23 protein-coding genes are annotated in these 25818 nt (G+C 51.5%); 19 read left to right on the plus strand and 4 right to left on the minus strand.

Annotated elements, in window-relative coordinates:
* Positions 1-174: 174 nt before the first annotated feature.
* The gene (locus tag ACZ481_RS01180) at positions 175-1170 is read left to right on the plus strand and encodes a xylose isomerase (RefSeq protein ID WP_464768379.1); all 996 of its coding nucleotides are present in this window, start codon (positions 175-177) and stop codon (positions 1168-1170) included.
* Positions 1171-1292: 122 nt separating this feature from the next.
* Here the strand turns inward: ACZ481_RS01180 and ACZ481_RS01185 are convergent, their stop codons facing one another.
* Positions 1293-2021, minus strand: a complete 729-nt coding sequence (locus tag ACZ481_RS01185; protein ID WP_464768380.1) for an alpha/beta hydrolase — start codon at positions 2019-2021, stop codon at positions 1293-1295.
* Positions 2022-2331: 310 nt separating this feature from the next.
* On the opposite strand from ACZ481_RS01185, the gene ACZ481_RS01190 reads away from it, so the two are divergent.
* The 4 genes from ACZ481_RS01190 to polX all read left to right on the plus strand — a co-directional run bounded on the left by ACZ481_RS01190 (position 2332) and on the right by polX (position 7894).
* Entirely contained in the window at positions 2332-2541 is a 210-nt protein-coding gene (locus tag ACZ481_RS01190) for a hypothetical protein (RefSeq protein WP_464768381.1), read from the plus strand.
* Positions 2542-3027: 486 nt separating this feature from the next.
* Positions 3028-3711: a TerC family protein gene (locus ACZ481_RS01195; RefSeq protein WP_464768382.1), complete on the plus strand. Its 684-nt coding sequence runs from the start codon at positions 3028-3030 to the stop codon at positions 3709-3711.
* Between the two features lie 507 nt (positions 3712-4218).
* Positions 4219-6159 carry a penicillin-binding protein gene (locus ACZ481_RS01200; RefSeq protein ID WP_464768383.1) on the plus strand — a complete coding sequence of 647 codons (1941 nt, stop codon included), beginning with the start codon at positions 4219-4221 and terminating at the stop codon, positions 6157-6159.
* 13 nt (positions 6160-6172) lie between these two features.
* A complete protein-coding gene (polX, locus tag ACZ481_RS01205) occupies positions 6173-7894 on the plus strand; it encodes a DNA polymerase/3'-5' exonuclease PolX (RefSeq protein WP_464768384.1) in 1722 nt (573 codons plus the stop codon).
* Between the two features lie 59 nt (positions 7895-7953).
* Here polX and ACZ481_RS01210 read toward each other — a convergent pair whose 3' ends face one another.
* Positions 7954-8235, minus strand: coding sequence for a small, acid-soluble spore protein, alpha/beta type (locus tag ACZ481_RS01210; protein WP_464768385.1), 282 nt, complete (start codon positions 8233-8235; stop codon positions 7954-7956).
* A gap of 221 nt (positions 8236-8456) precedes the next feature.
* On the opposite strand from ACZ481_RS01210, the gene hypA reads away from it, so the two are divergent.
* From hypA to ACZ481_RS01250, 8 genes are all read left to right on the plus strand, one after another.
* Complete coding sequence (hypA, locus tag ACZ481_RS01215; protein WP_464768386.1) at positions 8457-8798, plus strand: hydrogenase maturation nickel metallochaperone HypA; 342 nt, start codon at positions 8457-8459, stop codon at positions 8796-8798.
* 2 nt (positions 8799-8800) lie between these two features.
* Entirely contained in the window at positions 8801-9490 is a 690-nt protein-coding gene (gene hypB / locus ACZ481_RS01220) for a hydrogenase nickel incorporation protein HypB (RefSeq protein ID WP_464768387.1), read from the plus strand.
* Positions 9483-9662, plus strand: coding sequence for an aspartyl-phosphate phosphatase Spo0E family protein (locus tag ACZ481_RS01225; protein ID WP_464768388.1), 180 nt, complete (start codon positions 9483-9485; stop codon positions 9660-9662). The genes hypB and ACZ481_RS01225 overlap by 8 nt, the downstream gene beginning before the upstream one ends.
* Before the next feature lie 108 nt (positions 9663-9770).
* Positions 9771-11132 carry an amino acid permease gene (locus ACZ481_RS01230; protein ID WP_464768389.1) on the plus strand — a complete coding sequence of 454 codons (1362 nt, stop codon included), beginning with the start codon at positions 9771-9773 and terminating at the stop codon, positions 11130-11132.
* A 181-nt stretch (positions 11133-11313) separates the two neighbouring features.
* Complete coding sequence (gene alr, locus ACZ481_RS01235; protein ID WP_464770554.1) at positions 11314-12426, plus strand: alanine racemase; 1113 nt, start codon at positions 11314-11316, stop codon at positions 12424-12426.
* Between the two features lie 312 nt (positions 12427-12738).
* Positions 12739-14121, plus strand: coding sequence for an amino acid permease (locus tag ACZ481_RS01240; protein ID WP_464770555.1), 1383 nt, complete (start codon positions 12739-12741; stop codon positions 14119-14121).
* 273 nt (positions 14122-14394) lie between these two features.
* Positions 14395-15510 carry an alanine dehydrogenase gene (gene ald / locus ACZ481_RS01245; protein WP_464768390.1) on the plus strand — a complete coding sequence of 372 codons (1116 nt, stop codon included), beginning with the start codon at positions 14395-14397 and terminating at the stop codon, positions 15508-15510.
* Positions 15511-15874: 364 nt separating this feature from the next.
* On the plus strand, positions 15875-16654 hold the full coding sequence (locus ACZ481_RS01250; protein ID WP_464768391.1) for a CheR family methyltransferase: 780 nt from the start codon (positions 15875-15877) through the stop codon (positions 16652-16654).
* A gap of 8 nt (positions 16655-16662) precedes the next feature.
* On the opposite strand, the gene ACZ481_RS01255 is transcribed toward ACZ481_RS01250, so the two are convergent.
* Positions 16663-17820 carry a D-alanyl-D-alanine carboxypeptidase family protein gene (locus ACZ481_RS01255; protein ID WP_464768392.1) on the minus strand — a complete coding sequence of 386 codons (1158 nt, stop codon included), beginning with the start codon at positions 17818-17820 and terminating at the stop codon, positions 16663-16665.
* A gap of 190 nt (positions 17821-18010) precedes the next feature.
* On the opposite strand from ACZ481_RS01255, the gene ACZ481_RS01260 reads away from it, so the two are divergent.
* Positions 18011-18667: a polysaccharide deacetylase family protein gene (locus tag ACZ481_RS01260; protein ID WP_464770556.1), complete on the plus strand. Its 657-nt coding sequence runs from the start codon at positions 18011-18013 to the stop codon at positions 18665-18667.
* Positions 18668-18690: 23 nt separating this feature from the next.
* Here the strand turns inward: ACZ481_RS01260 and ACZ481_RS01265 are convergent, their stop codons facing one another.
* On the minus strand, positions 18691-19074 hold the full coding sequence (locus ACZ481_RS01265; RefSeq protein WP_464768393.1) for a hypothetical protein: 384 nt from the start codon (positions 19072-19074) through the stop codon (positions 18691-18693).
* 157 nt (positions 19075-19231) lie between these two features.
* Between ACZ481_RS01265 and ACZ481_RS01270 the strand changes: the two genes are divergently transcribed.
* The 5 genes from ACZ481_RS01270 to glgD all read left to right on the plus strand — a co-directional run bounded on the left by ACZ481_RS01270 (position 19232) and on the right by glgD (position 25818).
* The gene (locus ACZ481_RS01270; RefSeq protein ID WP_464768394.1) at positions 19232-19828 is read left to right on the plus strand and encodes a glucosaminidase domain-containing protein; all 597 of its coding nucleotides are present in this window, start codon (positions 19232-19234) and stop codon (positions 19826-19828) included.
* 402 nt (positions 19829-20230) lie between these two features.
* Positions 20231-21394, plus strand: a complete 1164-nt coding sequence (locus ACZ481_RS01275; RefSeq protein WP_464768395.1) for a glucose-1-phosphate adenylyltransferase — start codon at positions 20231-20233, stop codon at positions 21392-21394.
* Positions 21395-21510: 116 nt separating this feature from the next.
* Entirely contained in the window at positions 21511-23481 is a 1971-nt protein-coding gene (gene glgB, locus ACZ481_RS01280) for a 1,4-alpha-glucan branching protein GlgB (protein WP_464768396.1), read from the plus strand.
* Complete coding sequence (locus ACZ481_RS01285) at positions 23460-24662, plus strand: glucose-1-phosphate adenylyltransferase (protein WP_464768397.1); 1203 nt, start codon at positions 23460-23462, stop codon at positions 24660-24662. The genes glgB and ACZ481_RS01285 overlap by 22 nt, the downstream gene beginning before the upstream one ends.
* 34 nt (positions 24663-24696) lie before the next feature.
* On the plus strand, positions 24697-25818 hold the full coding sequence (gene glgD / locus ACZ481_RS01290) for a glucose-1-phosphate adenylyltransferase subunit GlgD (protein WP_464768398.1): 1122 nt from the start codon (positions 24697-24699) through the stop codon (positions 25816-25818).

The following is a 25818-nucleotide window of genomic DNA, read 5'->3' on the forward strand; positions in this document are numbered from 1 at the left end:
GTATCAGCGTCAGCCAAAGTGTTGTCTCCATACCGCAAATGAGGTATTTACAGGCTTCCCTTGTTTGGCATATTATGGGGAAAGGCGGTTCCTGGGCAGATGCTGCTGACCGCCGGCTTCTGAGGTAATCTTTAGAAATCGCGAACAATAACCCGGCGAAAGGGGAAGATGTCCATGCGGCAGTTAATCAGCCTGGCTGACTGCCCAAACAAACAGGAAAGCAGACCGGCCAATTACGACTGGCTGGAGCCCTTGCTGGCGCGCCGCCACCTTGACGGCATTGAAGTTGAGCTGGGCAGTCCAGGGGAGCTTGCGGTTTTACCAGCGCGATGGATCTGCGGCGCCCAGCTTAACCTGGGCGATTCATGGCTGGATTTCTGGCGGCAGGACCGACAGGCACTTCTGCGCCAGTTCGGCAGCGAAGCCGGAATAAAAGCACGCTATGGCACTTTGGACCGGGATGAATGGCTCGAAGGCCACCGGCAGAAGATTGGCGCCGCCCGGGCTGCAGGCGCCGGCTATCTGGTTTTTCCTGTCAGTGAGGTTAAGCCCTGGGAAACCTATACCTGGCAGTTTGGCACCACCGACGCAGAAGTGGTCAGCGCGGCGCTTGAAGTCGTTAATGAATTGCTGGCCTGGATACCGGAGGATATGGCGCTGTTGTTTGCAAACCAGTGCTGGCCGGGTTTGCGGCTGCTGGATAAAAAGATGGCAGCCAGACTGATCCACGGAGTGAAACGTCCTAATATAGGTTTTATGCTGAATACAGGGCAGGTGATGAACACCAACCAGCAGTTAAAGACTGAGGTCGAAAGTGTCGATTATATCCTGGCGGTGTTGCGCAAGCTCGGCCCGTACGGGCGGCATATGCGCGGTTTGCACTTGAACTGCTCCCTTTCCGGGGAGTATGTGCAGCGCAAACAAAAGCAGGGAAACGGGAGCGCTGCAGGCAAGGCGGATTTGCAGGCCCATTTGGTGCGCATCGATGAGCACCGGCCATTTAGGGTGCCGGCAGTCAAACGGATTATCTATGCAGTGAGACCGGAGCTGGTGGTGCATCACTTCCGGCCCGAGCCGGTCTGCGACTGGGAACGTAAAATCCGCCGGCAGCAGGAGGCCTTGCTCAGTCCGGCGGAACGCCGGCGGCAGGGGGCAGGCATTTGCCGGTAATACAGGCCGATGTGTGCAGACCGATACCCAAAATAAGAAAAAGCCAGAAAGAGACTCCAGAACATTGCCGGAGCCTCTTTTTTTGTGCAAAAAATAGTAAGTTTATTCACTGCGGCACCAAGCTAGAGCAAGGCCGCTTTTTTCAGCCAGGCCAGAATGGCTGCACCGGCCTGGGTGCTGTGACCTGATAAATGGTGGTCACCATCTTTGTACAATTGCAGTTCTTTGGGGCCTGATGCCAGTTTATAAATGGTATAAGCCTGGCTGACAGGCACAATTGTGTCGGCCGTTCCGTGGAGTATAAGCAAAGGCGTGCGGGTAAGGCGTTGGGCCGCAGCCGGCAGATCGTGATTGTGAAAATCGCGGATAAAATCAGCTGTCAGCAACAGGCTGCCGTATTCATCTGTTAAGCTGAGGCTGTCTGCGGTTAACAACTGATTATAGTGAGCACCTAAGGCCAGCTGAAAAGTGGCTGCCAGGTCACAGGGGGTTGACCAGAGGATAAGGCCTGCTATCCTCTGATCAGCTGCAGCTGCGGCCAGGGAGGCGCTGCCGCCCATGCTGCGGCCCAGCAATATCGTTTTTTCGCTGACGGCCTGGCGTGAATATTCAATAACCGCAGCCAGTTCCGAGATTTGGCAGGTTAAGCTCCGGAGCGGAGTAAAGTCGTACCGGAGTACGTGCAGGCCGGCGGCGGCCAGCGTTTCGGCAAGCCGCACAGCCCGGCCCCCGCCATCTTTAGTGCCGCGGAAACCATGCGAAATAATCAGCGTTGCGGCTGAGGGACGGGCGGACCGGTGGATTATGCCGGTTAACGTGTTATTCCCGATGGGGATCGCAATCGATTCCATGAAAATATACCTCGCAGAATGTTATTTGCCGGGCAAGTATTATACCGACTTGGATATACTGAAACTATAGCACAAAACTCAGGGAAGGAGAACCAGAGTACCTTGACAGCTCTAAAACGGTAGAATAATGGCGAGGCTATTTTTCGCAAACCAAGGCGGAGGAGGGAGGCATACCGGACGTATGCCGACTGACGACAACGATGGGTTGCGGAAAATAGACCGTCAGTATTCACTGGATTAGGGCTGTCAAGGTACTAATGTTGAGAACAGATTGTCCGGCGGCTTGCCGCCAGGGCGAAGGAGGATGAAAATGACAGGAATGATACTGGCATATTTGATCAGCAATTTTTTAATCGACAGCCAGCAGTATGCGCAATGGAGCCAATTAAGTGCAGACGATTTAAAAGCTGCTCTGGCCGCGGCGGGCATTATGACCGCCGGCGAGTTTGACAGTGTAAGCGTTCAGCTTACTGCCGGCCTGGAATTTAATGAAGCCCGGAATGAATATGGCAACGTCTGAGCGGATAGGCACCGCAGCTTTGCGGGCAGTATAAGTAGCACGCTCAGGAGATAAAAGTAAGTATATAATGGATGAAAAAAAGTGGTAATATGATTTGCATTTAATAGCAGGTAATAATAAAACTGAACCAATTATGTGAATAATAGCCTAAGCAGAAAGCGGAAAAAATCTTTTTTCTGCTTTTTTCTTGTCTAAAGGTCGGCTTATGCGGGCTTAAAACCATAAGCTTCGCCGGCTTATGTCAAGGCTTTTGCCCAGCCTGTTGCGGCAGGTGATGTCGCCTGCGAGCCGCGAGCTATATTTTCCAGGGATGTATACAATATTTTGCCGGTGAGGGGCTTGCACATTTAGTAAACCCTTGATAAAATAAATTTTATCCACACCTTTAATATCTGCTACTAAATTTGATATGGGGAGGTGGGCGTGAGGGCAGGCACTGCTGCCATTGAATCAGTAATCAAAATTTACAATAGAGGAGTGCAGTAAATGGAGTTTTTGTTAGCGCTGGCTAGCATCATGATGGTGAACATCGTGCTTAGCGGCGACAATGCAGTGGTCATTGCCATGGCCAGCCGTTGTTTGCCCCCAAAGCAGCAAAAGATGGCCGTCCTGTGGGGTAGCGCGGGGGCAATAGGGCTGCGGGTTATTTTGACACTTGTAGCGGTTGTACTCTTGCAAATACCCTATGTGCAGTTTATCGGCGGCGTACTCCTTATCTGGATTGCAGCGAAACTGCTGCTCGAGGATAAATGTGAGGAGAATGTCGAGGCCGGCGGTTCCTTTATCGCGGCAATCAAAACAATTATTGTTGCCGATCTGGTAATGAGCCTTGACAATACCCTGGCTATTGCGGCTGTGGCCAAAGGCGATTTTATTTTGCTGGGTCTGGGGCTGGCGCTCAGTATCCCGCTTATTATTTTCGGCAGCCAGCTGATTATTAAAATTATGGATAAGTACCCCCTGGTTGTTTATGCCGGTGCCGCTTTGATTGCCTGGACAGCCGGGGAGATGATGATCAGCGATCATCAAATAGGTCCTGTTATTCATGGGGTTCTGCCGGCATGGCTAATCCCCGCCCTGATTACTTTTGGTGTGCTGGGGACAAGTATCTGGCGGAAAAAAAGCCGCCGGGAGCAAGCTGCCGGCGCCGGCCAGTCTGCTCACCAATAAGCCCGGCAGAAAAATAGCAAGGCAGTAGCTTATGGACATTGCTTACAGGCGATGTCTTTTTTTCCTACCATAATTTGTAAATAAATTCTGTGGACATAAGAACGACGATACCCCAAAGGACTTGGCACAAGCCAAGTCTTTCTTATATATATCAGAATTTATAAGTTTTGAGAGGCTGAAAGTCCTTATAAATAAGGGAAACTAAGGTCAATGTCCAGCTTGAGCAGAGACGGTGCCCCCGCACCCCCGGTAACCCCCGGCCTTTCAGCTTTCGGAGGCTCTGGGCCTAGCCTTTTTGCTTACTTTTGTGGCGATGACAAAAGTAAGACACTGCCCTGGCATTCCGGATCAACTGAAGTGTGCAAAAGCCAAAGGACCGCGATAGCGGCTTTTCTTATGCAGGTAATTGCTGTGGTACAGCGAATAATTAATAGGTGAATTTTGTAATCTAAGGAAGGGTTGACTACCATGGTGACAATGCCTGCACATATTCAAAAACGTCTGGCTTTGTTTCTGCTTTTAACAATTGTGGCGCTGACCGGTTTGGCTGCCAGAATTGCCTGGATTCAGTTCGGTGACGGTCAGCGGCTTAGTGCCAAAGTGCGGGATCAGCTTAAAGAGAACCGGATTATGCAGTCGCCGCGCGGTACTATTTATGACCGCAATGGGCGGGAACTGGCTGTTAGCACTATGACAAAATCATTATATGCCAATCCACGGGAGGTAAAGGATGCCGCCGTGCTGGCCGAGCTGCTGGCTGCTGCCCTTAATATCAGTCCTGAGGGAATCAGAGAAAGACTGGCCACCGGCGCAAGCTTTATATGGATAAAAAGAACCCTTGAACCGGAGCAGGCCCAGGCTGTGACCATGCTTATCAAGGAGCATGGGCTGACAGGCCTTGGCTTTGTGGAAGAAAGTAAACGTTATTATCCCAATGACAGCTTGGCCGCTCAGGTATTGGGGTTTGTCGGCACCGATGATATCGGCCTCGAAGGCATTGAAATGACGCTTGACAAGACGATTAAAGGCCGGGAGCTCAAGCAGGTTATCGATACCGACAGTCATGGTACGCCGATTTTCAAATCAATATTTTCCTTCCTGCCTGAAAAGGAGGGAAAATCGGTTTATTTGACCATCGACAGCGCAATCCAATACATTGTTGAGCGGTCGCTTGATGAGGCCATGGCCAAGACCGGAGCCAAGGCCGCCACCGTTATTATTATGCAGCCGAAAACGGGAGAGATTCTGGCAATGGCCAGCCGGCCCACCTATAACCCTAATCAGTTTGAGCGCTACAGCCCGGAACAATGGAAAAACAGGGCGGTCTCCATAGTCTATGAGCCTGGTTCCACCTTTAAGGCCGTGATTGCCGCCGCGGCCCTTGAGGACAGAAAGGTGCGGCCGGAGGAACGGTTTGTTGATAAGGGGTTTGTTGAAATCTCCGGGCGGCGGATTAAAAACTGGAGTGGTGAAAGCTACGGGGAGGTGTCTTTTACCGATATTATCAAAAACTCGATTAATACCGGCTTTGTCGAGGTCGGTATGCGGGTGGGGGCAGCCAAGCTGACAAGCTATGTGCGCAATTTTGGCTTTGGCAAGCCATCAGATATTGAATTGCCCGGTGAAGAAGCGGGGCTGATGTTCGACCCTAAAGAGATGCGGGACAGCGATACTGCGACCATGTCCATCGGGCAGAGTATTGCCGTTACGCCTATTCAACTGACCGCGGCCATTGCCGCTATTGCCAATGACGGTGTATTGCTGAAACCGCGAATTATCAGAGAATACCGCAATCATGACGGCACAGTGGCAGACGTATTTGAGCCAATCGTTGTCCGGCAGGCCATCAGCCCGGAGACTGCGCGGGTACTTACCGGCATGCTGGAGAAGGTTGTCAGTGAAGGCGGGGGGAAGAATGCAGCGGTAAAAGGTTACCGCTTTGCCGGTAAAACGGGAACGGCTGAAAAGCTGAAACCCGAGGGCAATGGCTATTTGGCCGGCCACTATATTGCCTCCTTTGGCGGGTATGGCCCGGTTGAGGATCCACAGGTCGCCGCTCTTGTTGTTTTAGATGATCCGGCGGGATTCTATTATGGCGGTGAGATAGCGGCACCGATATTCAGTGATATTATGTCTCAGGTCATGCGGTACCTGAATATCAGGCCTTATGACGGCAACCCGCTGCTGCCGCCTGCTCCCGCGTCTACAGGTATTGAGCAGCCAGTCCCGGTCCCCGCCGCCCCAAGTCCTCCGGCGCCGCTGCCGCCCGGTCATGTGTCAATGCCGGCGTTAAGCGGCAAGACGATCAGAGAAGCAGGGGAAGAACTGCACAGCCTGGGGCTGACTTTTGTGCCTGTCGGAACAGGCACCGCCGTCAAGCAAAACATAGCTCCCGGTGAGGCCGTAAAGCCGGGGACGGAAATCATTGTTCATTTTGAACCAAAATAGGGGGGGGCTGCCTATGCGCGATAAATATGAATTGGCCCGGCTGCTGGCTGAAATTGCCCAGTTCCTGGAACTGGGCGGGGAGAATACCTTCAAAATCCGTGCTTATCAGAATGCTGCCCGTACTATGGAGCAATTTGACGGTAATCTTGCAGACCCTGATATTGAAATTAGATTGACAGGCCTTAAGGGCATTGGCCCGGCACTCCGGGAAATCATTCGCGAATACATTGCGACAGGGCGGATAAGCTATTATGAAGAGCTTAAAAGCAGTTTGCCGCCGGTACTTTTTGAACTGATGGCCCTTCCCGGCCTGGGCGCCAAGAAAGCTGGGGCACTGCATGCCCAGCTTGGTATCCAGTCACTGGGGGAGCTTGAATATGCCTGCCGGGAAAACCGGCTGGTGTCTTTGGCCGGCTTTGGCAGTAAAACCCAGGAAAGGATTTTGCAGGGTATTGAATACATGAAAAAATTTCAAGGCCAATTTATCCTTGGTGACGCGTGGCCGGTAGCCGATCTGATTGTCGAATATATTAAGCTGCAGCCGGGAGTGGAGCGCGCCGATATTGTCGGCAGCATCCGCCGAGGTCTTGAAGTTGTCAGCTCTATTGACATTGTAGTCGCCTGTTCTGCGCCGGCCGGCCTGCTTGCCGGTATAAAGAATATGCAGGGGATCGACCAGGTCATTGGTGATGAAGACGGCAAATATGTATTCCGGCTGGTAAATGGCCTTATTTGTACGCTTTATATTGTTGGTGCTGATGAATACGGGACCGCACTGGTTTATCATACCGGCAGCAGCGGGTATGTCGAGAAACTGGCAGAACAGGCACGGCAGCAAGGCTTTCTGTTCAGCGCCAGCGGCGTAAAAACTGCCGCCGGCGGCCAGATTGCCATCCAGGATGAGCAGGCGCTTTATTCCCTGCTGCATTTACAATACGCCGAACCTGAGTGCCGGGAAGAGGAGGACAGGCTTATCCCGCTCGGATCGGAAAAGCTACTGCTGGTGTCTTTGTCAGATATCCGGGGTGTATTCCATGTCCATACTTCTTATTCGGACGGGGCGGCGAGCCTTGCCGACATGGCCGGTGCGGCCAGACAGCGGGGCTGGGCATATCTGGGTATTGCCGACCATAGCCGGACTGCCGTTTATGCCCACGGCCTCAGTCTTGAAACGATTAAGGCCCAGCGGCGGGAGATTGAAAAATTGAATGCCAAGCAAGCCGGTTTTACTATTTTGGCCGGGATTGAAAGCGATATATTGCCGGACGGATCGCTCGATTATCCTGATGAAATACTGGCAGAATTTGATTTTGTAGTGGCATCTGTCCATTCCGCTTTTCGCCAGAGCGAAGCGGATATGACCCGCCGGATTGTGAAGGCTGTGCAAAACCGTTATGTTACTATGCTGGGGCATCCGACCGGGCGGCTGCTGTTAGGGCGCAAAGGCTATGCCGTTAATTTGACTGAGGTGATTCGGGCCGCTGCCCACAGTGGCACTATTCTGGAAATTAATGCCAGTCCTCATCGGCTTGATCTTGATTGGCGCTGGTGCCGGCTGGCGAAGGAGCAAGGGATACTATTTGCAATTAATCCGGATGCCCATGGTGTAAACGAATTTAACTATATGCGTTATGGCGTGGCGGTTGCCCGCAAAGCGGGGCTGACGGCAGAAGATATTGTCAATGCCCGGCCTTTGCCCGCTGTGCTGCGGCTGCTGCAGCAAAAGCGCCAATAAGCTAAGCACTGCTGAAAAGACATAAGAGATGGCTGAGCGCCATCTCTTATGTTACCAAATTAATTGCTGCTGTTAATGTCGTATTGGGAAGTCAGGGTGCCGGTAGTTGCGGTTGACGTGGTGGTAGTAGTTGTGCTTTGGCCACCAAGGGATGATTCATATTGCTCGATCATCCGGCGGACCATATGGCCGCCAACCCGGCCGCAATCGGCTGAGGTCATGGTATACCAGCCCTGGCTGCGGACTTTTTCACTGATACCCAATTCATTGGCAATTTCCATTTTCATGCGATCAAGGGCGTTTTCGGCGCCGGGATTAACTGGTTTTCTGCTTCTGGACATGTAGTAAAGCACCTCCTGAAATTTTTCTAAACCTAGTATCTGCGACTGCATGCATCATTATCCCATAAATATTATGTTAATTAAGTGAAATATTGCCAATCACTAGTTGACTTATCCTGTAGAAAAATAGTGAAGATTTTTTGGAAGGAATTTACAGAAGGAAGGAGAACATTATATGCACTGCAATGTTACGATAGAACTGCCGCCTGGCTGGGGCCGCCATGCATGAACTGGCAATCGCCCAGGGTATTTTGGAGCTGGCGCTGAACACCGCTGCCAGTCATGGCGCCGGCAAAGTAACAGGCATTCGGGTACTGACAGGTGAACTGACCGGTATTGTGCCTGAGGCACTGGAGTTTGGCTTTGCGGCTTTGGCCGAGGGGACAATAGCGGCGGGGGCGTGCCTGTCTATCAGCATTGTCCCGTTAACCGGCCGTTGTCAGGATTGCGGCGACGAACGGGGGATTGACAAATACCGCTTTGTTTGTGCAGCCTGCGGTTCATACGCGATTGAGATTGTGTCAGGCCGGGAACTTAAAGTTGAAAGTGTGGAGGTAGAGTAGCTGTGGAAATTCCTGTTATGAGCAATATTCTTCATAAGAATGATGAACATGCGGCAGAATTGAACACTATGCTGACAAACCGGGGGATTTTTACGGTTAACTTAATGGGATCACCAGGTTGTGGTAAAACCTCGTTGCTGGAGCAAACCTTAAGCTTGTTAAAAAATGAGCTTACTCTTGCCGTTATCGAAGGCGACTTATATACCTCTAAAGACGCGGACCGGATTGCCGGGGCGGGAACCCCGGTCATACAGATTAATACCGGCGGCGGCTGCCACCTTGATGCATTTATGGTTAAAGCCGCGTTAACCAGGCTTGATTTAGCGGCTGTCGATATTCTTATTATCGAAAACGTCGGCAATTTGGTATGTCCTGCTGAATTCAATGTGGGCGAGCATGCCAAGGTAGTCGTGTTAAGCGTCACCGAAGGGGAGGACAAGCCGCTGAAATATCCGCTGGTTTTCCGGCAGTCGGAGGCGGTCATATTAAATAAAATTGATCTGCTGCCGTATACGAGTTTTGATCTGGATGCTGCCATCAGCGACATAAAAGGCTTAAATCCGCAGGCAAGTTTACTGCAAACCTCATGCCGAACCGGTGACGGATTGCCGGCGTGGCTTGCATGGCTTAAAGCCGGGGCTGCGCGGATTCGCCGGCAGGCAAATATGATTCAGGGGGTTAAGTGTGACTAGTCTGGCGGAAAAAGAGCGGGAGATTGAGATAGTGCGCAGCCAGCTGCACCTGTTAGTGGAGCAAAAACAGGGTGATTTTTCTGATAAAGAGGTGGCGGCGATGAGCATATATCTTGATAAGCTGATTGTGGAATACGAACTGGCCAGTACCAGGCGGTCTAATCAGGATTAACCTGTCAGGTTAGGAGAAAACAGAGGTCTAATCCGGCTGCTGCAATTATAAATTTGTACTATGGGGTTTGATGCACACCCAATAGTACTTTTTATAGCAGCGGAGGGAATGGATTTGAGTAAAACAGGAAACAGGCAGGAACTCAAAAGAGGGCTTAAAGAGCGCCATATCCAGCTGATTGCTCTTGGCGGCTCGATTGGGGTAGGGTTGTTTCTGGGATCTTCATCAGCTATTCAGACAGCTGGTCCCGCGCTCCTGTTTGCGTATCTTATCGGCGGTATCGTCGTTTTCTGTCTCTTACGGGCGCTGGGAGAGGTGGCTGTTGCCTATCCGGTAGCAGGTTCATTCAGTACCTATGCCCGCTCCTTTCTGGGACCTCTGCCGGGATTCCTGACAGGGTGGACATATTGGTTCATGTGGGTAGTGACAGGCATGGCCGAGATTACCGCTGTCGGCGTGTATATGAACTACTGGTTCCCTGAACTGCCCCAGTGGATCCCTGCCCTGGCTGCAGTCATTATAATGACCTGTGTAAACCTTGTTGCCGTGGAAACCTATGGTGAATTCGAATTCTGGTTTGCCTTAATTAAAATTATTGCCATTCTCCTGTTGATACTGGGCGGGTTTGGCATGATCATCTTTGGTATCGGTAATAATAATGTTCCCCTGGGAATTTCCCACCTTTGGCAGCATGGCGGTTTTTTTCCCCATGGAATCAGCGGGGTGGTTATGGCTTTGGCCATGGTGCTATTTTCTTATGTAGGCATTGAGGTAATCGGGATTACGGCCGGTGAGGCCAAGGAGCCCGGGAAAACGCTGCCGGCGGCTATTGATAAAGTGTTCTGGCGGATTATTTTGTTTTATGTCGGCTCTCTGTATGTCATCATGTCTATCTATCCCTGGACGGAAATCGGCAGTGTCGGCAGTCCGTTTGTTTCGGTCTTTGAAAAGCTGGGCGTAGCCAATGCGGCCGGGATGATGAACTTTGTTGTGCTGTCGGCGGCGCTGTCCTCCTGCAACAGCGGGGTTTTTAGCACCGGCCGAATGCTGTATACTCTGGCTGAACAAGGGGAAGCCCCGGCTTTTTTGCGGAAGCTGAACAATAGTCAGGTGCCGGTTAATGGCGTGCTGGTTTCCTCGGCCTGCTTAACCGCCGGGGTAGTCCTCAACTATCTCATTCCGGCTAAAGTATTTACTTATGTCACCAGTATCGGCACCTTCTCCTGCTTATGGGTCTGGGCTACCATCGTTATTGTCCAGGCCAGATTCCGCTGCAGCCTGACCCCGGCCCAGACTGCCAGGCTGGCTTATCCAATGCCCTGGTATCCGGTATCAGGAATTTTTTGTTTGTTTATGCTGGCGCTGGTGGCGGTGGTAATGAGTCAGGACCCCGACACGCTGCTGGCTTTAATCGTCGGCCCGATATGGCTGCTGGCCTTGGTGCTGGCATACTTTTTTGGGCGCAAGTGAGAGTAAAGGGACCGGCTGTTTTATTGTCCTGCCGGAAAGGATAACTTTCCGCCTGGATAAGGGCAACAGCGGCTTGGGCCTGTGGGCAGGCTCGGCGCAAGCCGGCTTTCTTAATGTTAAAATTGGCGCGATTTTTGCATAAGTTTTGCTGCAGGATAGGGTGCAATTTAGGGGGGATATGATGTTTGAGCGTCCAGTCTGGTCAGAGATTGATTTGGCTGCTGTCAAAAAAAATGTGGAAATGATAAAAAGCAGCCTTAAGCCGCAGGTGAAATTCTGCGCTGTCGTTAAGGCCGATGCTTACGGGCATGGCGCGATACCCGTGGCCGGAGCAGTTTTGTCTGCCGGGGCCGAGCGGCTGGCAGTAGCCCTCCTGAGCGAGGCGGTTGAACTCCGGCAGGCAGGTTTTTTGGTGCCTATCCAGATTCTTGGCTATACGCCGCCGCACCAGGCCCGGACCGTTGCCGCTTATAATATTGCCCAGACCGTATATTCGCTGGATACTGCCCAGGCTTTAGCGGCGGCAGGCGTTGCGTCCGGCCGGGCGGTAAAAATCCATATAAAAATTGATACCGGCATGGGCCGGATCGGCATTTTGCCCGCCGAGGCCGGAGATTTTGCCAGTGCGGTGGCGAAGATGCCGGGGCTGGAGCTTGAGGGGGTATTCTCCCATTTCGCGACAGCCGATGCTGCTGACAAAACCTATGCTAAAGAGCAGTATGCCAGGTTTGCGGAAGCCCTTAACCGCATAAAGGCCAGAGGTATTGAAGTGCCGATCAGGCATATCGCCAACAGTGCAGCTACGCTGGAAATGCCGGAGACCCATCTGGATATGGTAAGACCAGGCATTATTTTATACGGCTTGTGGCCATCGTCCGCCTGTAAGCGCAGCCTGGCGCTGACTCCGGCTATGCAACTGAAAGCGCAGGTGGCTCAGATTAAAACGGTCGGGGCGGGAGCGAGCATCAGCTATGGCCGAACCTATACGGCCCGGTCTGAACGCCGCATTGCCACACTGCCGATCGGTTATGCCGATGGCTGGACACGGCTGTTGTCGGGAAAAACCGATGTCCTTATCCACGGCTGCCGGGCACCGTTGGTTGGCAGGATCTGCATGGATCAGTGTATGGCTGATGTCAGCGGCATACCCGCTGTTCAGGCCGGTGATACGGCCATCTTGTTTGGCGATCCCGCATTATCGGCAGATGAGGTCGCAGCGGTTATCGGAACAATAAATTATGAACTAGTATGTATGGTGAGTAAGCGGGTGCCGCGGGTATATAAAAATTCCTAGTACTTCAGCTTTCTCGGCATTACCTTTGCAAGGCAGGCCTCTGTTAGAGGGCCTGCCTTTTCTGTTACATTTTTTGGAAATATTTTTTTCCACCTGGAAACTGCAAGTACCAAAAACTGTAAATATATGTTTCCAGATCAGCGGCAAAGTCGGGAACAACCTTTAAATTTAAATAGTCGAAATCTTGGCACAGTTCATGCAATGCATACATAGTGAGAGAATGTACTTCGATTGGTGGAGGTGAAGATAAGAGCGTGGGCTTATTCTAGTTGGTAGAATGGGGGAGGAGTAAGCGTGTCTAAGAGAGATGGGATGCATGAAGAACTGCACCGCGGGTTGGAAGAGCGCCATATTCAGCTAATTGCCCTGGGCGGGGCCATTGGTGTCGGTTTGTTTTTAGGGTCGGCCTCAGCGATAAGAACAGCCGGCCCGGCGCTGATGATTACCTATCTACTGGGTGGCATCATCATATTCTATATCATGCGGGCCCTGGGCGAAGTGGCCGTGGCCTATCCGGTATCAGGCTCTTTCAGTGCCTATGCCAACCGATTTTTGGGGCCTATGGCCGGTTATCTGACCGGTTGGACCTATTGGTTCATGTGGGTTGTCACATGCATGGCCGAGATTACGGCTGTCGGCGTGTACATGCAGTTTTGGTTTCCCGAGGTGCCGCAGTGGGTTCCGGCTTTGGCGGCGCTGATATGCATGACGGTTGTCAACCTTGTTGCGGTATCGGCTTATGGCGAGTTTGAGTTTTGGTTTGCTCTTATCAAAATTATTACAATCATTATTATGATTGTGGCCGGGTTAGGCATGATTATTTTCGGTATCGGCAACAGCGGTGTACCGATCGGCATCTCCAATCTTTGGGCTTATGACGGCTTTTCGCCCAAAGGCCTGCCGGGCATGATTATGGCCTTGGTTATGGTGATGTTTGCCTATGTAGGCATTGAACTGGTCGGGGTAACGGCCGGGGAAGCCAAGAATCCGGAAAAAACGCTGCCGGCAGCAATCGACAAAGTATTCTGGCGTATTTTGATCTTCTATATTGGCGCCTTGTTTGTTATTATGTCGCTTTACCCCTGGAATCAGCTGGGGTCTATCGGCAGTCCGTTTGTATTAACCTTTGAGAAGCTGGGAATACGGTCGGCGGCAGGGATCATTAATTTTGTTGTTATGACGGCCGCGTTATCTTCCTGCAACAGCGGCATTTTCAGTACCGGACGCATGCTCTATAATTTGTCTTTGCAGGGGCGGGCACCGGAGTTTTTTGGCCGGCTGAGCAGCCGGAAAGTGCCGATGAACGGTATTTTAGTCTCGGCCGTGTTTTTGTTGATTGGCGTCGTCCTGAATTACCTGGTTCCCGGCAAGGTATTTACTTATGTAACCAGTGTCGGCACCTTCGCCGCCCTGTGGGTCTGGGCCATTATTGTTCTGGTGCAGATGAAATTCAGGCAGGAGCTGACGCCTGAACAGCAGGCCAATTTAAAATACCCCATGCCCGGTTATCCGGTGCTTAACTGGGTTTGCCTGGCTTTCTTGGCCTTTGTGGCCGTTGTTATGTGCTTTGATCCGGATACGCTGGTGGCGATGATTGTAGGGCCTATTTGGCTTGTTTTGCTTGTGGCCGGATATTATCTGTGCGGCTGGAACAAGGCGGACACTCAGGGCCGGGATATCAATAGCGCCAGGTAATTGTATACAATAAACAAAAAGATTTGGAAACTAAAATTTCCAAATGGCACAGTTTATTGCCATGTTGCTGGCAACTTAAGTTTCCGGCAGTGGATTTGCGCCCGCTTGTTTGCCGCCGGGGAAGCTGCCTTGATTCTGTTGGCTTTAGCGCCGGTTTGCCAGAAGATTCTCCCCTGGGGGAAATGCACATGTATTATTGGCATAACAATTGCATTATCAATGCCTGTGAGAGAAATGCGTTTTGGCATATCATTTATTAAGGAGGCCAAGTATATGATTATTGGTGTGGCTAAAGAGATTAAAAACAATGAAAACCGGGTGGCTCTGACTCCGGCCGGTACAGAAACGCTGAAAAAGGCCGGGCATACCGTGCTTGTCGAGCAAAGTGCCGGTAGCGGCAGCGGTTTTTCTGACGAAAGCTACGTAAAAGCCGGGGCGCAAATTATCGCTGATAAAAAAGCATTGTTTGACCAGGCGGAAATGATTATGAAGGTCAAGGAACCGCTGGCTCCGGAATATGAACTGTTTCATGAGGGGCAGATACTTTTTACCTATCTGCATCTGGCCCCTGAACCGGAATTGACTAAAGCCCTGCTGGACAAAAAGGTAGTCGGCATCGCCTATGAAACAATAGAACGTCACCACACACTGCCGCTGTTGACACCGATGAGTGAGGTTGCCGGGCGGATGTCTGTGCAAGTCGGGGCTCATTGTTTGGAAAAGCCCTTTGGCGGCAAGGGTATCCTGTTAGGTGGCGTGCCTGGCGTCGAATCGGCTCAGGTCGTAATTATCGGTGGCGGCGTTGTAGGGACAAACGCAGCTAAAATGGCTGTCGGCATGGGGGCCCGGGTTACGATTATTGATAAGTCGAATGAGCGGTTGGCCTATCTTGATGATATCTTTGGCGGCCGGGTTACTACGGTTATGTCTAACAGCTATAATATTGCCGGCTGGGTCCAAAAGGCTGATTTGCTTGTGGGCGCGGTGCTGCTGCCTGGTGCCAAAGCCCCTAAACTGGTTACCGAGGAAATGGTCAAGTCGATGGAACCCGGTTCGGTTATCGTTGATGTGGCTATCGATCAAGGCGGGTCGGTGGAAACCATTGACCGGGTAACGACACACAGCGACCCGACCTACGTGAAGTACGGCGTTGTCCATTACTCTGTCGCGAATATGCCGGGTGCTGTTGCCCGGACGTCAACCTTTGCTTTGACCAACGCAACCATCGAATATGCCCTGCAGATTGCCACTAAGGGCTGGAAGGCGGCACTCAGGGATGATCCCGGCTTAGCCAAAGGCCTCAATGTATATGATGGCAAGGTCGTATTTACAGGTGTTGCCGAGGCTCATAACCTGCCGGTTACACCGGTAGAGCAAATCTTAGCATAACCAGCTTGGAACGATTGTCGGGTCAGGTTAGGCTTGCCGTGCAGGCAAGTCTGACCTGACTTTTTTGGTCTACCAGAATTTATAAATAAACTCTGTGGACATAAGAACGACGATACCCTACAGGGCATCGTCCGCAAGGACTTGGCACAAGCCAAGTCCTTGCTTATGCTGATAGCAAGGTTAACTTTCCCTGGATAAGGGCAACATCAGCTTACGCTTGGCGCAGCCGTGTTTTCTTTTATGCTGCTGTTTACGGGCGCTGAAATAAGCAAACAAAAGAGGTAGGAAAACATCCGTGTCATGTCGAAGTTTACAATTAAGCTAAACTGTAAAATTAGATTTATCTCTATAACAGGGGGTTTCCATGAGCGACAAAGACTGGGAGCTGTTTAAACAAAAGCTTCATGTTAAATCAGGCATTAATCTTAACGACTACAAGCCGGCGCAAATGCAGCGGCGTATCGGCAACATGATGAGCCGCCATGGGGCCAACGGGTATCTGGACTTCTTTAGTAAGATTGAGGCTAATCCTAAACTGTATAAAGAGTTTATCGATTTTCTCACAATCAATGTTACCGAATTCTTCCGGACACCGGAAAAGTTTGATGAACTGGAGAAAAGAGTTATTCCCGATCTGCTAAAGCAAAGTGCAAAGCTTACTATTTGGAGTGCCGGCTGTTCCATTGGGGCAGAGCCTTATTCGCTGGCGATTATGCTTAATGAACTCACGCCCTACAGCAAACATCGCATTCTGGCGACAGATCTTGATGTGGAAATGCTGGCTAAAGCCAAGCAAGGGGTTTATACAACCAATGAGCTAAAAAATATACCGCCGGCCCGGCTAAATAAATATTTTAAGCAGGCAGACGGTGTTGCGACTATTGGCGATGATATGAAGACGCGGATTGAGTTTCAGCGTCATAACCTCTTAGTTGATAAATTTGAATCAGGGTTTGACCTTATCCTGTGCCGGAACGTTGTCATCTATTTTACCGAGGAAGCCAAAGACGGGCTGTATCGCCGCTTTTTTGCCGCCCTGAAACCGGGCGGGGTGTTGTTTGTCGGGGGGACTGAGGCGATACTGAACTTCCGGGATATTGGCTTTCAGCATTATTTGCCATTCTTCTACCGGAAACCGGTATAGCCGGCCTGTCATAATACCCCCCAGCTGGATAATCTTCTCAGGGTATCCAGCCAGTGGCGGAGCAGGATTTTGCTGATGGTGCTTTCTTCCACGGCATTGCCGGCGATGATGTCGACAGTTTTTACCGCCTTATCCTCTATATAAAAAATAATTTCGCCGATTTTCTGGCCCTGGTATACCGGGGCTTTTAATTTTTCCGGTAAATCAACTTCCGTCGTTACGGAAGGGTAATCTTCCGCACTGACTACCAGCGAGCCCGGGGCTTCCACAATGGCGTCAACCATCCCGGTCATTCCATTCTCCACCGGCAGCGAGGTAAGTATTGCTCCCTGCTCCGCGTATTCATATAAATCAAAGGAATCAAAACCATATTTTAAAAGCTGCATCGAGTCAAACCAGCGGGAACGATCATTTAATACAACGGCAATAAGCTTTTGGTTGCCGCGGGTTGCACTGGAGACCAGGCACGGTCCGGCGCGGTTTGTTGTCCCTGTCTTTACCCCATCGGCGTCTTCCAGCATCCACAGGAGCTTATTGGTGTTGCGGAGACTCCGGTCCTGACTTTTGCCTTTCCGGTCAAGCCATTCTATATTTGTTTCCTTCGTGCTCACGATCTCGGCGAATAGCGGGTTGCTCAAGGCATACCGGGTCATCCAGGCCAGATCGAAGGCTGTGGACAGGTGGCTGGGGGCCGAAAGGCCATGGGGGTTGCTGAAATGAGTATGGACTGCGCCGATGCTGGCGGCTTTCTTGTTCATAATTTCCACAAACGCATCAACAGAACCGGCAAGATGCTCAGCAATTGCCACGGCGGCATCGTTGCCGGAACGGAGCAGCAGACCGGTAACCAACTCCCGGAGCGTAATATTCTGCCCGGGATAGAGATTAAGGGAAGAGCCGCCGGTGCCGGCCGCGGCCGCGCTGATATGAACCGTTTCATCCAGACGCCCGCTTTCGATAGCAATGATTGCAGTCATAATTTTGGTTGTACTGGCAGGAGCGAGTTTTTTGTTTATATTTTTGTCATGGAGTACCTGGCCTGTTTTGAAATCCATTAAAATAGCGCCCTGGGCGGACAGCGCCGGCGGCGCGGCCAGGGCAAGGCCGGTAACCGTGCAGAGCAGCAGTAGACTTAAGGCGGCAGATCGAAAAATCAGGCAGCCCATGGAATACCCCCTTTTAATCAGCTATATTAGTATATTGCTCACTTGCGCCGGTCATACCCATTTATTGTCATATATTACAGGCTGCAGGCGTAGTATCAAGAAGAAGCTTTATCTGGAGGGGGCTCTTATGGACAGAAAGAATGGGTTGCGCCGCAGCTTTTTTAGTATTACAGTGCTTGCCGCCGGTCTAATGTGCAGTGTGTTGTATCAGGCTGTCCATGTGTTTGATGATAACAGCCGGGTGATCAGAAAAATACCAACTACCCACAAGGTTGTGGCAATTAGTATTGATGATGGACCCCATTATAAAACAACACCGGAAATATTAAAGGTGTTGAAGGAGAAGCAGGTCAAAGTGACCTTTTTTGTTTTAGGGGCCAATGCCGAGGCTCACCCGGAAATCGTTGCCCAGGCAGTGGCGGACGGGCATGAAATAGCGTCTCATGCCTACAGCCACAAACGTCTGAATCGATTAACCGCGGCCGAGGTAGCTGATGAGTTCGCACGGCTGGAAGCCGTGCTGCAGCCGGTTGCCCCCAAACCGACATTGTTTAGGCCGCCTGACGGGGCGTACAACGATGGTATTGTTGCGTTTGCGCGGGAACGGGGTTACACGACCGTGCTCTGGTCAGTTGATACCGGTGACTGGCGGCAGGGGCCGGCGGACCTCGTGGTGAAGGCAGTGCTTGATCAGGTGCAGCCTGGCTGCATTATCCTTATGCACGACGGCCAGTATCCGCTGCCCACGCCGCAGGCCATGCCTATTATTATTGACAAGCTGCAGGCCGCTGGCTACCAGCTGGTAACGGTGAGTGAATTATTGCAGTATTATGAGGTAGCCCGTTAATGGCAGTGTGTCAGAAACCACGGTTAATATTGCTTTAAATTTTGCCAGTGCGTCTTAATAAGCTGGTCATACCGGTGGATAGTCGCCGAACGCTCGTTTCTGAGAGCCTGAATTGTGCCGAGAATTTTTTGATCAAAGGCATATACTTTGAGTTTGGGGATTGTTACCGGCTTGGCGTATTCTTTGAGCTTGGTGGCAACTTTGCAATTAAGCTTTGTTTCCTTAAGGATAACAGCAGGTTCTAACAAGTCCGAACCTTCATAACGGTGAATCAGACAGTTGGGCTGTAAGCGGTCGATTACATTTTTGTTATCACCGGCTAAGATAATCTCATTGCCGCAGCCGGGACAGGCAGACAAATCGTCCGGCAGGCAATTATGGCAGCTCATACATACGACTTCGTTCATTTGACATCCCTCCGAGGGTTATTGTGTCCCGAATAGGAAAAGTTATAATCCCGGCAACCCCTTTTACACCCGGTCTGCAAAGGCGTATAATATACAGGTAGACAGTTACGAAATAGGCCGTTGTACAATTGACAAGGCATCATTTGAGGTGATCTGTTTGTTTTTCCTTGTATGGCTGTTGCTGCTGTTTCCGCAACCGGCTGCGGCGTCTCCGCTGCCGGTTGAGCTGAAAACCCCGTCTGTTGTGGATCTGTCAATTATGGGCGAACCGCTGGCGACAGAGGCGCAGTGTGTTGCCTATCTGCATAAACGGGGGTACATGCCCTTGCTGACCGTATCGGTCGAGCAGCTTGTCCGGTATTTCTATCAGGAAAGCCGCCGGGAGGGAATCAGGCCTGATGTGGCTTTGGCCCAGGCGATCCATGAGACCGGCCATTTTCGCTATGGCGGTGATGTGTTACCGCTGCAGAATAATTATTGCGGGCTCGGTACAACCGGGGGCGGGGTAAAAGGCGCCTGGTTTCCGACGGCGCAAATCGGCGTTAGGGCCCAGATCCAGCACCTGCTGGCCTATGCTTCGACCAGGCCGCCGGCGCTGGCAATCGTCGATCCGCGCTATGAGCTTGTCAAACGGACGGGAAACTTTGGCCAGGCCCGTACCTGGACCGACCTGAACGGCAAGTGGGCTGTTCCCGGAACAACCTATGGGCAGAAGATACTGCGAATCCACCAGAAAATACTAAGCGGTGATTAAGGCAACTGGCTGATTTTTAACGCCAGCGAACCGCCCCCGTGAGGCGGGGGCGGAATTAACAAATACTTAACTGCAATTTAACAAAGGGGAGCGGGATTTTAGGTATAATGGGCTTGGAAATACTGATGAGGTTATCTCTCTCCCCTATATATAGTCTGAGGCGCCGCTCTGCAGCTTGTAGAAACGGCGCCTTTGACTTATATTAATGCGCCTTATACTGGGCGGATAAAGAAAACCCGGCTTGCGCCGAGCCGTTGCGAAAGCCGAAGCCGTTGTTGCCCTTAGCCAGGGGCGGTTAACCTTTCTACCAGGAAAAAAAGTGCGCCGGCCCGGTTCTAGGCAATACCCTCCTTGCATACAGTAGTATATCTGCTATTTGGGCGACTTTTCGAGGAGGGGCATATGAGGAATAAAGAATGGATTGCCATGATACTGGCCGGGGGGCAGGGAACACGGCTGGGGGAACTGACGCGGGCGTTGGCCAAGCCTGCGGTTCCGTTCGGCGGCCAATACCGCATTATCGATTTTACTTTAAGCAATTGCCACAATTCCGGCATTGATACAGTGGGTATCCTGACCCAGTATGAGCCGCTCGCACTCCATAGCTATATCGGGAGCGGCAGCGCCTGGGACCTTGACCGGCGTGACGGCGGCGTGCATATTTTGCCGCCTTACGCCCGGGCGCAAGGCCGCCAGTGGTATGCGGGAACCGCCGATGCCGTATTTCAAAACATAGAGTTTATTGAACAGTATGAGATCGACTATGTGGCAGTGCTGTCAGGTGACCATGTATATAAAATGGATTATGCCGCCATGCTTGAATATCATAAGCTCTGCCAGGCGGATGCCACGATTGGCGTTATTGAGGTCCCCTGGAGTGAGATCAGCCGGTTTGGCATTGTGGAAACAGCAGCGGGCGGACGAATTACGGATTTTGTGGAAAAACCCCGTCAGTCCAAAAGTAATCAGGCCTCCATGGGTGTGTATATTTTTTCCTGGAAAGTGTTAAAACAATATTTGTTGTCTGATGCCGCGCAACAGGATTCGTGTCATGATTTTGGCAAGGATATCATTCCCGGCATGCTGGCTGCCAGGCTGCGCCTGCAGGCGTACCGCTTTCATGGCTATTGGAAGGATGTTGGCACAGTGGACAGTTATTGGGAAGCCAATATGGACCTGCTGGGGGATAACCCCAAAATCAGGCTGACTGGTGATGAGTGGCCTGTTTATTCGCCCAGCGTAAGCCTGCCCCCTCATTACCACGGCCCTGAGGCCAGCGTACGCTGCTCGTTAATGGCCGGCGGCGCCATTGTGCTGGGAGAGGTGGAGAACTCGGTTATTTTTCCAGGGGTTTATATTGGCCCCGGAGCCCGGGTTAAAGATTCGGTTGTGATGCCTCAGGCCAGGATTGAAAGCGGCGCGTTCGTCAACCGGGCCATTGTTACCGCCAATACGGTAGTAGGTAAAGAAATTGCCGGCAGCGACCGGGACGGAATTATTGAGGTAACCGCCAAACGGCAGCCAGAGCCCGGTGAAGCGCAAAAACAGGTAAGTCTTGCCGGGTAAATGGCAGCAGTTTAGGAAAATTACCATTAGCTAACAGGAATTTTCCATGCCGGCAGCGAACGTTATCAAAAAATGTTGCCATCATTTTACAATTAGCTGATAAAGGATGGAATTGCATGAATACGGCGTGGATGAGTGATCAGGAACTATTTTTGTTTCATGAAGGGACCAATTACCGCAGCTATCAGCTGCTGGGGGCACATGTGGCCGCAGTTGACGGTCTGTCAGGTGTCCGGTTTGCCGTATGGGCGCCTGATGCGCAGCGGGTTGGGGTTATTGGTGAATTTAACAACTGGGACGGCCGCCGCCATCTGCTGGAGAAAATCAGCACCTGCGGCATCTGGGGCTTGTTCATACCCGGGCTGAAGGCTGGTGACATCTATAAATATGAGATTGTAACCGCCGGGGGAGAGATTCTGCATAAAGCCGATCCTGTTGCTTTTGCTGCCGAAATCAGGCCGAAAACAGCCTCGATGGTGGCCAGCCTGGGCAGATATGCCTGGCAGGATGAACAGTGGCAGGCTGCGAAGGCCAAGCAGTCCGCTTATGAGCAGCCAATAAATATTTATGAGGTTGATTTAGGCTCGTGGAAACTGGGCCCTGACAGGCGGCGCCTGACCTACCGGGAGCTGGCGCCGGCTTTAGCCGGTTATGCCGTAAGCATGGGTTACACCCATATTGAGCTTTTGCCTGTGGCCGAACATCCTTTTGACGGTTCGTGGGGCTATCAGGCAACCGGTTATTATGCGGTGACCAGCCGTTATGGCTCACCGGAGGATTTTATGTATTTTGTTGACTATTGCCATCAACAGGGTATTGGCGTTATTTTAGACTGGGTGCCTGGTCATTTTTGCAAAGATGCTCATGGCCTGGCCCGTTTTGACGGCACCACTCTCTATGAATATGCCGATGAGCGCCGCAGCGAGAATCGCGGCTGGGGTACGCTTAACTTTGATCTCGGCCGGCCTGAAGTCATGAGCTTTTTGATCTCCAATGCCATATTCTGGATGGATGTTTATCATATAGACGGCCTCAGAATTGATGCTGTCGCCAATATATTATACCTGAATTATGGACGGGAGGAGGGGGAATGGTCGCCTAACCGCCAGGGCGGCACTGAGAACCTGGAGGGGATCCGGTTTCTGCGGTGCCTGCATGAGGCCGTTTTCGCCAGTTATCCGCAAGCCCTGATGATTGCCGAGGATTCCACGGCCTGGCCCCTGGTTACCAAGCCTACGTTTGCCGGCGGCCTTGGCTTTAACTTTAAATGGAATATGGGCTGGATGAACGATATGCTGCGCTACATGGAACTTGAGCCTATACACCGTCAGTTCCATCATAACCTGTTAACCTTTTCTTTCATGTACGCATTTTCGGAAAACTTTGTCCTGCCTTTGTCCCACGATGAGGTAGTACATGGCAAGCGATCCTTATTAAATAAAATGCCTGGCGATTATTGGCAGAAATTTGCCAACCTGCGCGCCTTCTACGCTTACATGATGGCCCATCCCGGCAAAAAACTGCTGTTTATGGGGGGCGAATTCGGCCAGTTTATTGAGTGGAATTACCAGGACAGCCTTGACTGGCATCTGCTGGAATATGATATGCATGGCAAACTGCATAACTATGTCCGGGACCTTAACCACTTTTATCTGGCTAATCCGGCCCTGTGGCAAAATGATTACGACTGGAACGGGTTTTCCTGGATTGACTGTGAAGACCGCCGGCAGAGCGTGCTTGTTTTTAAACGGCAAGGCAAAAAAGACGGCGACTGGGTCATTGTGGTGTTAAATTTTACGCCGGTCGTCAGGCACGGTTACCGGATCGGGGTGCCGGCGGCTGATTACTATCTTGAGGAATTCAATAGTGATAATCCCGCCTTTGGCGGATCGGGGCAGGGCAATCCCGGCAAGCTGAAGCCTGAACCCGAGCCGTGGCAGCAGCAAGCCCACTCGCTTGTCCTGACACTGCCGCCGCTGGCGGCAGTGTACCTGAAGCCGGTTGCTGCCAAACGCAAAATTCGTAGAAAAAATAAAGAGAATGATAATAGAGAGAGGGGAACACTTTGCGTAACAAAGAGTGTGTAGCGATGATTTTAGCCGGCGGCCAGGGCAGCAGACTGGGTGTGCTGACCAAAAAGCTTGCCAAGCCCGCAGTGCCTTTCGGCGGGAAATACCGGATTATTGATTTCCCCCTGAGCAATTGCTACAATTCCGGCATTGACACCGTAGGCGTGGTTACCCAATATCAGCCGCTGGCTCTTCATTCTTATATCGGTATTGGCAGTGCGTGGGATCTTGACCGCAGGAGCGGCGGCGTCTATGTCCTGCCGCCTTATGTCCGCGAAAAAGGCGGGGAATGGTATAAGGGCACCGCTGACGCCATTTACCAGAATATCAACTTTATTGAAATGTTTAATCCGGATTTTGTGCTGGTACTGTCAGGCGATCATATTTATAAAATGGATTACTCGCTGATGCTTGATTATCATAAGAACAAGCAGGCCGATGCCACTGTTGCCGTATTTAAGGTGCCCTGGGCGGAAGCCAGCCGTTTCGGCCTTATGCATACGGCGGCGGATGACCGGATTGACGAGTTTGAGGAAAAGCCCAAAAAACCGAAAAGCAATCTGGCTTCCATGGGAGTCTATGTGTTTAGCTGGCCGGCGCTGCGGGCTTATTTAACAGCAGATGCGGTCAGTGAACTGTCAAGCCATGATTTCGGCCGGAATATCATACCCCAGATGCTGGCCGGCGGCGAGCGTTTATTTGCCTACCGGTTCAGCGGCTACTGGAAGGACGTCGGCACGGTAGAGAGCTATTGGGAGGCCAATATGGACCTGCTGGGCGATGAGCCCGCCCTTGATCTGTATGATCCCGACTGGCGCATCTATTCGGTCAATCCCGCCCAGCCGCCCCATTTTGTCGCCGCCACGGCTAAAGTAGCCTGCTCAATGATTACCGAGGGCTGCAAGGTGTACGGCGAGGTGGAGAACTCCGTATTGTTTCCCGGCGTAACAATCGGCGCCGGGGCCAGGGTTAAAGATTCCATCATTATGCCCTATGCCTTTGTCGGAGCCAACAGTATTGTCTCTAAAGCTATTTTAGGCAGAAAATCAGTGGTCGAGGCCGGAGCTCAGCTTGGCTCCGAAGCCGCGGCCGGGGAGGAAGTAAGCCGCTGGTTTTCGGGTATCACCCTAATTGGTGATAACCTGACAATCAGCAGCGAAACCAAAATCAGGCGCAATGCCCTGCTGGCCCGGCCTTAGCACTTGCAATATACCAGTTAGGAGGGGAAGTTTATTGAAGAATATTATGGGGCTGATTAATTTACATGAAAGCGACGAATTGCTCCGGGAAATTACCGGCTACCGGCCGCTGGGCGCGATCCCGTTTGCCGGGCGCTATCGTCTGATTGACTTTATTTTATCCAATCTGATCAATTCCGGTATTACCAATGTCGGCATACTGGCGGTTGGCAATTCCCGTTCGCTGATGGATCACATCCGTTCCGGCAAAGAATGGGATCTGGCCCGCAAAAAGGATGGCCTGTTTATTTTGCCCTCATTGCAGACCGGTCAGGTACAGGGGGCCTTTCCCAACGATTTAGCCGACTTTTTCAATAATCTGGACTATATCAAATGCAGCCGTCAGCACTATGTTCTGCTGGCCGGCAGCCGGATGGTCTGCAATATTAATTTTGAGCCCGTATACCGGTTCCATACGGAAAAAAAAGCGGATATCACGGTATTGTACAAAGAATATGACAGCAGCGACATCAGCCGCTTAACGCAGGCAACCATGGTGGAAACAGATAGTGACGGCCGGGTTATTGACATGGAGATTTGTCCTGTCAATCCGCGCAGCAATAAGCTGTCGCTGGAAATGTACCTTATCGACCGCCAGCTGCTGATTGATCTGATTGATGCCAGCATGTCCCGGGGCGGGACTAACGTAGCCCGCGATTGTTTTATCAAAAACCTGACCAACCTCAAAATGTACGGCTACCCCTTTGGCGGCTATCTGGCTTGCGTAAACTCGGTGCAGCGGTATTTCGAACACAGCCGGGAACTGCTAAACCCGGAGGTGTGGCAGGAACTCTTTTTTGCCAACGGTTCTATCTATACTAAGGTGAAAGATGAAGCCCCGGCGAAATATCAGCAGGATGCAGCCGTGCAATATTCCTTAGTGGCCAATGGCTCCGTTATTGCCGGCAAGGTCGAAAACAGCATCCTGTTCCGGGGAGTAAAAGTGCATAAAGGGGCCCGCGTTGTTAACAGCATTATCATGCAAAAAGGGGAAATCGGGCCGGGAGCCGTGTTAGAAAACGTTATTTGTGATAAAGATGTAAAAATTACAGCAGGCAAGCGGCTCAAAGGCGAGCTGAACCACCCGGTTGTAATTGGCAAAGGAACAGTGGTTTAG

The sequence above is a fragment of the Sporomusa intestinalis genome (assembly GCF_055383785.1).

Coding starts and splice junctions, on each gene's coding strand:
- ACZ481_RS01180 (WP_464768379.1), top strand. CDS start 175: ATGCGGCAGTTAATCAGCCTGGCTGACTGCCCAAACAAACAGGAAAGC.
- ACZ481_RS01275 (WP_464768395.1), top strand. CDS start 20,231: ATGAGGAATAAAGAATGGATTGCCATGATACTGGCCGGGGGGCAGGGA.
- ACZ481_RS01260 (WP_464770556.1), top strand. CDS start 18,011: ATGTGCAGTGTGTTGTATCAGGCTGTCCATGTGTTTGATGATAACAGC.
- polX (WP_464768384.1), top strand. CDS start 6,173: ATGCGCGATAAATATGAATTGGCCCGGCTGCTGGCTGAAATTGCCCAG.
- ACZ481_RS01185 (WP_464768380.1), bottom strand. CDS start 2,021: ATGGAATCGATTGCGATCCCCATCGGGAATAACACGTTAACCGGCATA.
- ACZ481_RS01265 (WP_464768393.1), bottom strand. CDS start 19,074: ATGAACGAAGTCGTATGTATGAGCTGCCATAATTGCCTGCCGGACGAT.
- ACZ481_RS01195 (WP_464768382.1), top strand. CDS start 3,028: ATGGAGTTTTTGTTAGCGCTGGCTAGCATCATGATGGTGAACATCGTG.
- ACZ481_RS01240 (WP_464770555.1), top strand. CDS start 12,739: ATGCATGAAGAACTGCACCGCGGGTTGGAAGAGCGCCATATTCAGCTA.
- ACZ481_RS01190 (WP_464768381.1), top strand. CDS start 2,332: ATGACAGGAATGATACTGGCATATTTGATCAGCAATTTTTTAATCGAC.
- ACZ481_RS01210 (WP_464768385.1), bottom strand. CDS start 8,235: ATGTCCAGAAGCAGAAAACCAGTTAATCCCGGCGCCGAAAACGCCCTT.
- glgB (WP_464768396.1), top strand. CDS start 21,511: ATGAATACGGCGTGGATGAGTGATCAGGAACTATTTTTGTTTCATGAA.
- ACZ481_RS01230 (WP_464768389.1), top strand. CDS start 9,771: ATGGATTTGAGTAAAACAGGAAACAGGCAGGAACTCAAAAGAGGGCTT.
- ald (WP_464768390.1), top strand. CDS start 14,395: ATGATTATTGGTGTGGCTAAAGAGATTAAAAACAATGAAAACCGGGTG.
- ACZ481_RS01250 (WP_464768391.1), top strand. CDS start 15,875: ATGAGCGACAAAGACTGGGAGCTGTTTAAACAAAAGCTTCATGTTAAA.
- alr (WP_464770554.1), top strand. CDS start 11,314: ATGTTTGAGCGTCCAGTCTGGTCAGAGATTGATTTGGCTGCTGTCAAA.
- ACZ481_RS01255 (WP_464768392.1), bottom strand. CDS start 17,820: ATGGGCTGCCTGATTTTTCGATCTGCCGCCTTAAGTCTACTGCTGCTC.
- hypA (WP_464768386.1), top strand. CDS start 8,457: ATGCATGAACTGGCAATCGCCCAGGGTATTTTGGAGCTGGCGCTGAAC.